Source organism: Acinetobacter baylyi DSM 14961 = CIP 107474, from assembly GCF_000368685.1.
Classification (GTDB): domain Bacteria; phylum Pseudomonadota; class Gammaproteobacteria; order Pseudomonadales; family Moraxellaceae; genus Acinetobacter; species Acinetobacter baylyi.
This window is the reverse complement of sequence record NZ_KB849625.1, coordinates 373,495-385,980: the sequence shown is the minus strand read 5'-3', so window position 1 is coordinate 385,980 and position 12,486 is coordinate 373,495. Positions and strand designations below refer to the sequence as shown.

The 12,486-nt window shown below is 40.8% G+C and carries 8 protein-coding genes; 5 read left to right on the top strand and 3 right to left on the bottom strand.

The annotated features are described in order from the left end of the window. The first annotated feature begins 36 nt into the window (after nt 1-36). The 5 genes from F952_RS03755 to F952_RS03735 all read left to right on the top strand — a co-directional run bounded on the left by F952_RS03755 (nt 37) and on the right by F952_RS03735 (nt 6,333). Nucleotides 37-1,416 (top strand): hypothetical protein, encoded by a 1,380-nt coding sequence (locus F952_RS03755; protein WP_004922405.1) that lies wholly within the window; start codon nt 37-39, stop codon nt 1,414-1,416. An 11-nt stretch (nt 1,417-1,427) separates the two neighbouring features. Next, nucleotides 1,428-2,060 (top strand): hypothetical protein, encoded by a 633-nt coding sequence (locus F952_RS03750; protein ID WP_004922400.1) that lies wholly within the window; start codon nt 1,428-1,430, stop codon nt 2,058-2,060. A 13-nt stretch (nt 2,061-2,073) separates the two neighbouring features. Next, on the top strand, nt 2,074-4,332 hold the full coding sequence (locus F952_RS03745) for a DUF6160 family protein (RefSeq protein WP_004922394.1): 2,259 nt from the start codon (nt 2,074-2,076) through the stop codon (nt 4,330-4,332). 15 nt (nt 4,333-4,347) lie between these two features. Then, complete coding sequence (locus tag F952_RS03740; RefSeq protein WP_004922391.1) at nt 4,348-5,457, top strand: hypothetical protein; 1,110 nt, start codon at nt 4,348-4,350, stop codon at nt 5,455-5,457. A 147-nt stretch (nt 5,458-5,604) separates the two neighbouring features. Next, complete coding sequence (locus tag F952_RS03735; RefSeq protein ID WP_004922389.1) at nt 5,605-6,333, top strand: DUF4882 family protein; 729 nt, start codon at nt 5,605-5,607, stop codon at nt 6,331-6,333. 66 nt (nt 6,334-6,399) lie between these two features. On the opposite strand, the gene F952_RS03730 is transcribed toward F952_RS03735, so the two are convergent. The 3 genes from F952_RS03730 to F952_RS03720 form a co-directional block, all read right to left on the bottom strand. After that, the gene (locus F952_RS03730; protein ID WP_004922386.1) at nt 6,400-8,112 is read right to left on the bottom strand and encodes a proline--tRNA ligase; all 1,713 of its coding nucleotides are present in this window, start codon (nt 8,110-8,112) and stop codon (nt 6,400-6,402) included. A 102-nt stretch (nt 8,113-8,214) separates the two neighbouring features. Further along, nucleotides 8,215-11,316, bottom strand: a complete 3,102-nt coding sequence (locus tag F952_RS03725) for an efflux RND transporter permease subunit (protein WP_004922383.1) — start codon at nt 11,314-11,316, stop codon at nt 8,215-8,217. Between the two features lie 23 nt (nt 11,317-11,339). Further along, complete coding sequence (locus F952_RS03720) at nt 11,340-12,449, bottom strand: efflux RND transporter periplasmic adaptor subunit (RefSeq protein WP_004922380.1); 1,110 nt, start codon at nt 12,447-12,449, stop codon at nt 11,340-11,342. Nucleotides 12,450-12,486: the final 37 nt, after the last annotated feature.

The following is a 12,486-nucleotide window of genomic DNA, read 5'->3' as shown; positions in this document are numbered from 1 at the left end:
ATATGGTGCGGAGCATCGTATAAAAGGATGGTCACGATGACGACAGGACATTATACGGTAAGTTTTCCCAAAGCAATTTTGACCATCGCAATTGGTCTTGGCCTGAGTCATTCGGCCTTTGCATTGGAAGCATTATCAGATGAAACATTAAGCCAGCAAACGGGTGAAGGAATCGCTTTTTTACCTGAAAACGTCAAAATGGTGTTTCAAAAAGCTGAAGATAATCTGAGCGGTGCTCAAAATACAGCGCGGATGGCTGATCGTGGGTATGATACTGGCCTGATTCGTGTGATTCCTGTCGGGCCTTTATCTTCAACAGCTACAGCTTCTGGAGCAAAAAAAGCCGATTTGTTTATTTACGGACTTGCACTTTCCAAAAGTGACAGCAATGTCAACTCACGTTTTAGTAATACAGGTGTTAATCTGGGTACAGAATCTAACCCATGGGTGCTGAATGTACTTCCTGTAAGTACCTATGACTTTGCAGGAAATGTACAGAGCTTGAGTTATTTAGGGCTTGAAGCGCCCTTACTGCGAGCCGATGGTACGCTTGCCAGTGATACCGCCAAGCTAGGGCTGTGGGGCGATATTTTTTCGCGTAATTCGACTACCAGCACTACAGTGAATGCCGCAACGGGAGCACCAGACTCTTTAGGTGGGCTTGAAAATCGTTTACGAGTACAAATGATTCTGAATGGTTTGAGTTTAAATGGTTCAAATTTGAAGTTATTTCAGACATTGGGGAATGCAACCAATAATTCTGGACTATCCACGACTTATAATAAAACGCTTGGTTTGGCAGGGTTGATCCGTTTAAATACAGATTATAACGCTGGAACACGTACCACAGCAGATTCGAGTCGTATGCTTAGAATTAGTACGGCAGAATTAACAGGGACAACCAGTTGCTCAACCACAGGTACATGTCTAAATACGCCTGCGATTACAGGCGAGAGTGCACCTAACTTTAATGCGCTTGAAGGGGTGTATATCTACAGTCCAAATATAAATTTGGTACTGGGCAGTGTTTATCAGCCTTTGATTTTTAATACAGATGGCAATAACTTCTCATTGGAAGTAACCCGTATTCCAAATGTGGCGAGTATTTATCAACAAATTTACACTGATTATTCAGGGCAAGATAAATCTTATAAAGGCTCAACTTGTAATGTTCAGAACTGCGGTACGACTTCCACGATTGCTGGAGTGAATTATCAGGGCAATACCGCCACACATAGCAGTATTAGTATCGGAACGGCCACCATTGACAACAGCAATTTACTTAAAGCTGTCAATACAAGTTCTGCGGTGGGCCTAACTTTTAAAGACTCTGCGGGTAATGCGGTTAATTTGGGCTCAGCAGCAATTGATGGCCTCATGATTCAGCATCTGAAAATTTCAACTACTGGATTATAAGGATGAATCTAATGAATAAAAAATATGTTCTTGGATTGTTGAGCTTATGTCTGGTAACAACGAGTTCATTTGCAGATGTAAAAAGTAATTTGAAACCGTTAACCAATCAGGAGTTAAGCCAGATTGAAGGTCAGGGCGGTGCAGATTTAAGCTTATCTTTGTCATTGAATCATGCTTTGCCTACTGGTAACGGCCTTGCCAATACCTATCAATGTGCTAATGGTGCCAATCAATTTTGCCGTCTTGCTATTGCATTTAATAATCGTCAGGATCAAAACGGCAATTTATACTGGCTGGTCTTTAAAAAAATTCAGGGTACGCTGGCAATTGACAAATTTCAGCTAGATGGTACGACCGTCACAGTAGATACCAATCAATACCGCTCGGCTTTAAAACTCACTTTTTTAGATGCCTATCCGATACAAATTCGTAATTTTGGATTTGGAGCGCTTTCGATTGAAACCGATACCGGCAGCTCAGATGCACAAAAGGGATATTTAAGTACCTTTGTGCCTTCGAGCTATACAGGGTTTGATCAGGGAATGGAGCGAGGATTTGTTGGGGTAAATATGAATGGTAATTTGGCATTATCAGGTTCGGTAAAAATATTTAGCTGCAATGGTTCAGCCACATCTCGTTGTTAAAAGGAACTTGGCAATGAATAAAAAGAATATCAAGTTAAGTTTACTGGTGATCAGTATGTTGCTGGTGCATCAAAGCTATGCACTGGAAGCGCTTTCAGAACAAAATATGCGTGAAGTTTCTGGACAAGATGGTCTGACCGTTCAACTTCAAACAGACAAAATTGTAGCGGACCAGATGAATTGGAAAGACAATACGGTTTTTGCAGATGGCAGTACAGGTAATCTGAATTTATCGTTAAACAAGATGTCGATTACACCGCTAGGAAATCAGGCTGTGGGAGGTACCGTCAAGCTTGATGTGGGTGGGGCAGGCAATAGTAATACTGCTGGAATCCGCCTTGAAGCAGCTTTGAATCCATCTCAAATACATTTTGCCGATATCAAAGTTTGCTCTGACAACGCAGGTAAGGCCAATTGTTCGGACAGCAGTAGTCAAAGTCTGGGTGCCTTAACGCTACAAGATCGTGATGGAACTAAATTTTTACTTCAAACCAGCAACGGTTTATTTAATGCTAAAGATTTGGCATATCTCGAATTTGGTTTGCAAAATGCCAATATTTTTTATAGCTTAAAAAATAGTAGTGCAGTGAATCAGTTGGTTTTAAAAGATTTTAACTTTAATTTTAAAGGGTCTGGATATATGTATCTTGATCCTGTAAAGGGCTTTGTACTTTCGACCAATGCCCAAAATACAACAGGTTCAAATAATCAGATTTTACTTGAGCGCGTAGCAGATCTGGATAATGCGGGTAAAACCAAGCCAGGATTTAATATTGATTTACGTTACAAGCCGAATGCAGGTTCAGATCCGAAAGCGTATTCAGCTCAAAATAGTGATACCACGCTAAAACCGATTATTCGTTTGGGTGCTTCAGGTGTGCTCAAAGATGCAGAAATTTCAGTCAATGCAGATAAACCGACTTTGGGCGGTGCTCAAATCGGTTCAACCACTGCGAGTGGTGATATGACTGGGAGTACAGGCCTACACCTCGCCATGAAAACCAGTTTTACACCCGATATTAAAGATAGTAATGGGCAAGTGACTTCTCAGGGAACCCGACTTGAACTGGGAGGAACAGGTACAAATGCTTATGCAATCGAATTTGGTAACTTAACGCCGTTGCAAATTCGACAAGGTATTACATCGGGTACGGCTAATCTTGCGCTCAATCAGAATTTAGCTTCGATTAACTTTGGTGATCTTTATATCAATACCATCAAAAGTCAGTCAATGGAGTTTCAAATCAGTTCAAGCATTGCAGCGTTGCTTGGACAACAAGCAGGTATTTATCGGCATAATCTGTATGAATCAGGTGTAACCAGCAATCCAAATATCCTGAGTCTGGCAATACGCGGCATGGAATTTCAGGCGATTGCCCGTAGTGCACGGTTTATCGCAGATAACAGTAATGATGCAAATCATCAGATTAGCAATCAGTCTGGAACATGGGGGTTAGGATTGCCTATTTACAACCTGAATGCCAACTTGGGTGTGTATGGCACGACTTATGGAACCAATAAAGACAAACAAGGGATTGGATTTGGTTTGGCGATGTCGACCCAGGGTCGTAATAGTGATGGAAGTAAAACAACTTCAATCATGCTGATTGATGGTGCAAAAAATTCAACCAGTGGCGAAGAAGTTAACTATTATGCAGGCTTACGTAATATCGACCTGTTTTTAGATACCAATGGCACGATTGGTTTTGAGCAGAATGGCATTGCGATTGACCTGACCAAACTGATTATTGCACTTAATGCCGAACTGGCGCTCGGCCAGTTACCAGGAAGTCGCTACAATACTGCGGCCTGTGCAACCAGTTCATCCATCAGCTGTTTTGTTCCATCGAATAGTTTTACTCAAAACTCAGATGTTTTATTTGCGATTGCAATGCGTTTGGATGGTACGGCATCACTGATGTTGATTCCAGGTTCTGCATCAGATTTAAACTTGACTGGAAATGTTAAGCTGAATGCATCAGGAAATAATGAAAATAAGAATTACATTCACATTGTCGACCCTGGCAGTAATGCTGCCATGGGGTTAGATCAAATTTCGGGTAATTTAAATGTGGATGCAAATCTTAAGTTAACCCAAGATACTTTTAAGATCGCCAATACACTTCAAATTAACCCAAATCAGGATCCATCGGGTGTATTAAAAGCGAATTTAAATTTTTATCCAACCGCGACATCATCTGGTCAGCAATTAGGACAAATGGTGATTACGGGTGGCAACATTCGTAGCAGTATTGGTATCACACCACGATAATTAAGGACAATAATCATGCTTAAATTAAAACTATTGTTTGCATTCATGGGTGTGGTCATCACAAATGCAGTGTGTGCCGATACATTAAAGTCTTTGGATGATCAGCAACTTTCACAAGTGACAGGTCAAGCATTACTCAATCTGAATTATGTTGCGCCAGGGGGTTCCAATCCCAATGCAAATATTGGTTTTTATCGCTTGGGGCTTGAAGCTGTACTTGAGCTGAATGCCAATATTAAAAAATTGCAGCTTGGTTGTGGTGGTGTAAAAGGTACGGGTTGTGATATCGACATTGATAATATTGCTTTAACAGGTATTACTACATCCACGGCACAAGGGGCAGGGGTAGGAACAGACTTTAAACTCACCAATCCATTTATTGAATTTGCCATACAAAATCCAGATACGGCTGCTACACGTACCGTGACAGGTTTTCGTTTAGGTGCACTCTCTGCACTGGGGATTATGAATATTGGCTCAAATGGTGACTTAAATACGCTTGCAGATGATACTGGGATTAACTCTTTAAGTGGAGATATTGGGGTAAGAGTAACCAATGCGAATTTAACCAATGTGCATGCTTGTACTTTAGGTGTAAGTTCATCTGGGAACTCTTGTATCGGTGGAAACCTACCATTGATACAATTAAACGGGACAGCAAATGTAGCAGACTACAGTACCACTTTAATTAATAATCGAAGTTCAACTTTTAGTTTGACTAAAATGACGGCTCAGGCCTCTGCAAGCTTGCTTGGTTTAAAATTAACCAATGTCAATATGAATGATATTCCATATTCAACTGTACACCAGTTACTGGTAGCCGATACCGACTCAAATGGTAATTTAATCGCGACAAGTAATGCTTATATTTCATCGCAAAGTAAAAATATTTACTGGCAAAATGTCAGTGATAAAACATGGAGCAGCAATGCAGCACAGCAAGGCTGGTGGATTTCAATTCCACAAACTCAATTTAATAATTTGAATATTACACAAGATGTGTTTTTAAGTGCTTTCGGTCAGGCTATACCAGGAGCAATATTCGGTACTCCAGTGAATCTTGCTCCTGTTGATTTGGGTCAGATGCCAATTAGTAACTGTTATGGGAATTTAAAGTTTTGTTAATATATGAGAGGAATTTTTATAATATTGAATAATATAAATAGGTTGCTTAAGAAAGTTTTCAATATTTATGCTTTTAGAGAAATTTAAAATAATATCTTTTTAAAAAATTAAAGATTGAGTTAATTTTAATAGAGAAAGGAAAGGAATATGAAAATAAAAATGGCATTGAGTCTATTTTTACTCGCTATTATTCAAAATAGTTTTGCAGCAGAGTGTAGTTATGATTTTAATGTAAATACATATCCAGTTGTAAGCGGTAAACAGTATAAATTTACGACATTAAGTAGTAACGAAGCTAAGGAATATGGGGCATTAAGAACTTTAGATGGTGGTTTAAATAATAATTTTATTTATAAAGGTTTACCCGAATCAGGTATTTATAGTTTTGAGTTAAAATCAGAAGTCATATCTTATGACTTACCTGATAATGAAGCAGTTTTATTAATTTACAGTATTCTTTTAAAAAGTAATGACTCGGATTATAGAATAATGGTTTATTATCCTAATAATAGTTTTTATGAAGATCATAAAAGAACATTAATTATTAATATGATAAAAATAACTAATGATGTCTATTCTACTATTTTTAAGAGGTCTTATCAATATAGTGGGTTAAATCAAAAGCTTGGTTTTTATTTTAATCAAAATACAAATCAGATAGGCTTAATTATAAATGGTATTAATCAGGGATATGTTGCAAATATCAATGATAAGTTAAACCAGATTGGATTTTTTATGTCTGGTGGTTTCCCACCTTTTGCTGCAAATTCATCGAATCTAGGTAAAGTGTTATCGCAAGAGTTTATTTTCGATCATAGTCAGTTATCAAGCGGTTATCCTGTTGGTACAAAAGATATTTGTGGCAATCCACTGTAATCAATATCTAAGCTTTTTTTGATAAAAAAAGCAGGTATCAAACCTGCTTTTTTAAAATCTTAAAATTTATTTGAGTTTTGCTAACAGCTCATCTTTAGTCAAGTTAACAGACTCAGCATCAGTGCGGCCTTTATATTCAAATGTTCCTGCATCCAAGCCTTTTTCACCAATCACAATACGATGTGGAATACCGGTTAGCTCCAAATCAGAGAATTTCACGCCAGGGCGTTCATTACGATCATCAAGCAATACATCATAGCCTTGTGCTTGCAATTCTGCATACAGTGCTTCGGCAGCTTCAAGTGTTTTTGGTGATTTGTGCGCATTCATTGGCACAATGGCAATTTCAAACGGCGCAATAGCAGAAGGCCAGATAATACCTTTGTCATCGTAATTTTGCTCAATGGCAGATGCCACAACGCGCGTTACACCAATCCCATAACAGCCCATTGTTACCACCAATGGCTTACCGTCATCACCCAACACAGTACAGTTCAGTGCTTCAGAATACTTCTGACCCAACTGGAAGATGTGTCCAACTTCAATACCACGTTTGATTTGCAATACACCTTGACCATCTGGAGATGGATCGCCGTCTACGACATTACGCAAATCATAGATTTCGCTAAATTTTGCGTCACGTTCCCAGTTTACACCTGTTGCATGTTTGTCGGCTTCGTTGGCACCTGCAATAAAATCTGACAGCACTGACGCTGCGCGATCAACAATCACGGTCAGGCCTTTCTCAACTAAACCTTGCGGACCCACATAACCTGCGGTCAAGCCGAGCTCTTGTAGTTGCGCTTCAGTTGCAAAGGTTAAAGGTGCTGCAATTAAAGGATGATGCTCTGCCTTAATTTCGTTAAGCTCATGATCACCACGCAAGAATAGCGCAATCACAGGGACATTACCTTTTTCATCGGCATTGCCCTGCACTAACAACGCTTTTACTGATTGTTTCGGATCAGCGTTTAAGAATGTACAAACATCAGCAATCGTTTTTTGATTTGGTGTATCTACAATGCTTAATGCTTGCGCAGGGGCTGCACGCTCTCCGACTAAAACTGCCTCAGCTTTTTCTACGTTTGCTGCATAGTCCGATTCAGTCGAAAATACGATATCGTCTTCACCACTGTCTGCAAGCACATGAAACTCATGTGAACCTGAACCCCCAATTGAGCCAGTATCGGCTTGTACAGGGCGGAAATCTAAGCCTAAACGTGTAAAGATACGGCAGTAGGTGTCGTACATGTTGTCGTAGGTTTCTTGTAGAGATGCCTGATCAACATGGAAAGAATACGCATCTTTCATGATAAATTCGCGTGAACGCATCACACCAAAACGTGGACGAATTTCATCACGAAATTTGGTTTGAATTTGATAGAAATTGATGGGTAATTGCTTATAACTTTTCAGTTCATTACGTGCTAGATCGGTAATCACTTCTTCATGGGTTGGGCCAAGTACAAATGGATTATCATGACGATCTTTAAAACGTAAAAGTTCTGGGCCATATTGCACATAACGGCCTGATTCTTCCCAAAGACTTGCGGGTTGAGTCACGGGCATAAAGACTTCAAGCGCGCCTGAGCGATTCATTTCTTCACGTACAATCGCTTCAACTTTATTTAACACGCGTACGCCCATCGGCAGCCAAGTGTATAAACCTGAAGCCAATTTACGAATCATCCCAGCTCGTAACATGAGCTGATGCGAAATTACTTCTGCATCATTTGGGGTTTCTCTTAACGTTGCAAATAAAAAGCGGCTTGCGCGCATGGAAACTGTCCTAAAAGTGGGCTCTCAAACTGAGCACGATAAAAACAAGAGATTATAATAAAAAATGAGATGAATAATTCACCTCACTTGATAAAAAACCGATTATGACATTAATTTACGGGTTTGGCGCAACAAGAAGTTTTTCAAATCGTCCAAATAGGTAAAAATGACAGGAACCACGACCAAAGTGAGCAAGGTGGAGGTAATTACACCGCCAATGACAGCATGCGCCATAGGGGCACTTTGCTCACCGCCTTCACCCAAGCCTAAAGCCAGAGGAACCATGCCCATGACCATTGCACTGGTGGTCATCAAAATTGGACGCAAACGGGTCTTGCCAGCCTGAATAATCGCATCATAGCGATTTTCTCCTCGATCCATCGCTTTTTTGATGAAGTCGATGAGTAGGATGGCATTTTTAGTCACCAATCCCATGAGCATAATGATGCCAATAATCGAAAATAGATTCATGGTACTATTAAATAAAAATAGCGCCAGAAATACCCCAATTAAGGACAAGGGGAGTGATGCCATGATGGCAGCAGGATGAATAAAGCTATTGAACTGAGAACCCAATACGATATAAATAAACACAATCGAAAGGGTGATGGCTGTGAGCGCATATCCCGCTGATTCTGCCATGTCGGCATTGGCGCCTTGCGTATCAAAACTATAACCTGCGGGCAATTTAAAGTTTTTCTGTAATTGCTCAATGTCCTTGCCGATATCACCCGCAGGACGGCCAGAGGTATTTGCTTCGACTAACACTTCACGTGCCAGATCACGACGATTAATTTGTGACGCACCCAGTGTCTGTTCAAATTTGGCGACCGAAGCCAGTGGAACCAAAATTGCCTGATTGTTGCTGTCTATCTTGCTTGAAGTTAAATACAAGTTTTCGACATCGCGTGGCAACATACGACTATGCTCAGCCAAACGCAGATTGACATTGTAGGTTTCACCACGATCATCCTCCCATGTGGTCACATTATCACCTGCAATTAAGGGGCGAACAGTATTGGCAATCTGATTCACAGAAAGGCCCAAATCACTGGCAAGCACTCGATTGACCTGCACAGAAAGTGTGGGTTTTGGTTCTTTGAGTGAACTTTCAAGATCAACTATGCCTTTAATCTTTTCCATTTCTGTCATAAAACGATCTGATATTGCTTGTAGCTCATTCAAATCTGGCCCTTTGATCGAAATCATGATGGGCTTTTGACCACCTGAAACGGTTTCATCTGCTGAAGCAACAGACGTGACTGTAATGCCAGCGACGCGTTGTAAACGTTGACGGAATTGGTTATTAATTTCGATAAGCGTTTGAGAGCGTTCTGTTCTTGGTGTAACTGTAACGCGCAAGGTGGCATGATTTTTACCACGATCAGTCACGCCATTGATGACGCCATAAGTCGATTTTACATAAGCAAACTGTGTAATGATCTGAGTCACTTGATCCAGCTTGGCTTGCGTATAATCCAGTGAAGCATCCACGGGTGTTTCAAACTTGATTCGCACTTCACCTTTGTCGGGAGTCGGTACAAATTCGGTACCAATTAATTTGGATAATCCTAATGCTCCAATGAGAGATACAACTGCAATCAAAAGGGTGATGAAACGAAAGCATAATGCCAATTTGAGTAAACGTTCATAAACATGACTTAAGTGGTCTAACTTTTGAGAAATCCAGTTGAAAAAACGCTTGATCCGACTTGGTGGCTTGTTTGTTTTTCTTTCCTGCCAATGTGCAGATAGCATGGGGTCAAGGGTAAAACTCACAAACATCGAAATCAGAACTGCTGTGCTTACAGTCACGCCAAACTGAAAGAAAAAGCGCCCGATAATGCCACCCATGAATGCCACAGGTAAAAACACGGCCACAATAGTGAGTGTGGTAGCAAGTACAGCCAGACCAATTTCCTTGGTTCCATCGAGTGCGGCTGTGACATGATCTTTGCCCATGTCTGCATGACGCACAATGTTTTCACGCACCACAATGGCATCGTCAATGAGTAAGCCAATACACAATGATAACGCCAGTAAGGTCATCATATTGATACTAAAACCAAATGCCCAGATAAAGGTTAAAGTCCCCAGTAATGCAATAGGTAGGGTTAGACCTGTGATGACGGTAGAACGGAAAGATCCAAGAAACAGCAGTACAATCAGTACGGCCAGAGCTGCACCTTCAATAATGGTACGTGCGACATCTTTGATGGAGGCGCGTATGCCTTTTGAGGTATCGACAACCACATGCAGGCTTGCACCCTGAGGCAATTGCTGTTTGATTTTATCCAGAACCTTGTAGGTATTATCGACCACCTCAATCACATTGGCATCTGAACTGCGTAAAATGTCGACTGCTACGGCTGTTTTACCATTTAGAAAAGCGCCTGTTTCTAGCTCAGCCTGAGTATCCTGTACATCTGCAACTTGTTTAAGGTAAATTGGAACGCCGTTTTTATTGGCAATGACCAGGTCGCCAAAGCCATAAGGATGAATCACTTTGGATTGGATTTCGATGACCAGTTCTGAGTCTGGCTGTTTTAAAGTACCACCTGGAATCTCGACATTTTCATTTTTGAGGGTATTTATGACCTGATCGATACCAATCCCGTAACTTTGTAATTTTTGTGGATGAATGATAATTCTGATTTGGCGTTTTGCCTCACCCAGCAAATTGACAGTACCTACGCCAGGGGTGGTACGCAGTTGTGGTAAAATCCGCTGATCGATATAAGAACTAAAATCACGTAAAGACATCTGATTGGTTTCAAACACCACAGATAAAATCGCACTACTGGCGGGGTCATAACGCTCTACAACAGGATCTTCAATTTCATCACGAAAATTGGCCTTAGCAACTGCAATCTTGTCACGAACATCTTGTGCCGCAACACTGGAGGCCACATCCAGATTGAATTCGGCCACAATCATGGATAATCCCTCGCTTGATTGCGAGGTGATCTGCTTTAAGCCCGAAATGGTATTGATCTGATCTTCGAGTTTTTTGGTAATCTCTGATTCAACCGCTTCAGGAGATGCACCAGGATAGTTGGTATAAATGACCACAAAAGGGAAATCGACATCTGGAAATTCTTCAACGCTCATTCGTTGCCATGATGCCAGCCCCAATACCATCAAACAGAACATCATCATGATGGTAAATACAGGATATTTGACACTGATTCGGGTAAACCACATAGACTAAATCCTGAATATTCTTTTTATTTGTGAGAAATCGAAACAGTTTTGTTTTCATCACGACTTTCAAATTTAATTCGGCTGATCTGATCGGAGGACTGTAATCCTTTGACGATGGCCTGATTGTCTGCAAAGCGTTTTTCGAGCACCTGTATATTGATTTTGTGTATTTTTTGCTGGCGAATGACCCAAACAAATGGCTGATGATCGAGATTCTGAATGCTATCGAGGGGAATAATCTGACCCTGGATCTGATCCTGATTGATAATAAAGCCTTCCACAAAAGCGCCAATACTGAGCGACTGAATTACATCTGAAGGCGTGGCAAAGAATTCAATCTGACGGCTGGCTTGATCTGCAACAGGTGAAATGCGACTTAAACGTGCCGATCTACTCTGTGTTTCACCTTGAATATTAAATTGTATGGTTTTTCCAGTTTTTAATGCTGCCTGCTGTTCGAGAGGAAGTTTGGCCTGAATCTCTAACTGCTTTGGATCGACAATTTCAAATAAAGTTTGTCCAGCCGAAACAGTTTGCCCTGGTTCAACCTGACGCTTGGTGATCACACCAGTCAGTGGACTGCGAATAATGCCATCCTGATCTGCTTTTAAGGCAATATCCAGATTGGCTTTTTGAGCATTTGCTGTTTCAAGCTGGCCTTTGTAGTCGACCTGACTTTGTTCATATTCCACACGTGAAATAAACCCCTGATCGAGCAGACGTTTTTTGCGAAGCATCAAGTTATGTGCCAGTTCTGCCTGAGCCTGTGCTGAGGCCAGATTTGCTCGTGCTTGTGCTAGACGGGCAACATTATCCTGATTATTTAATCTCACCAACACCTGATTTTTTGTTACAGCTTCTCCTACATCGGCATTGACTTGAGTAGCCGTTGCAGTCACCTGTGCTTGTATTGAGCTCTGATTTACCGCACGAATTGTGCCGGTAAATGGAATTTTAGTTTGAAGTTCTCCTGTTCGTACTGCAATCAGATCTTGTGCAATAAGCTCAATCGATTGGCTTGAAGTTTGAGCAGGGGGATCCGATTCAGGTTTACTGCATGCCACCAACATCAGGCTTAGACTAAGAACACTAAATTTTGATATATCAAGAATGAAGCCTGAAGCACTACGCATGCAAGTTGATCCTTTAGAGAATATTCATTATTTTACT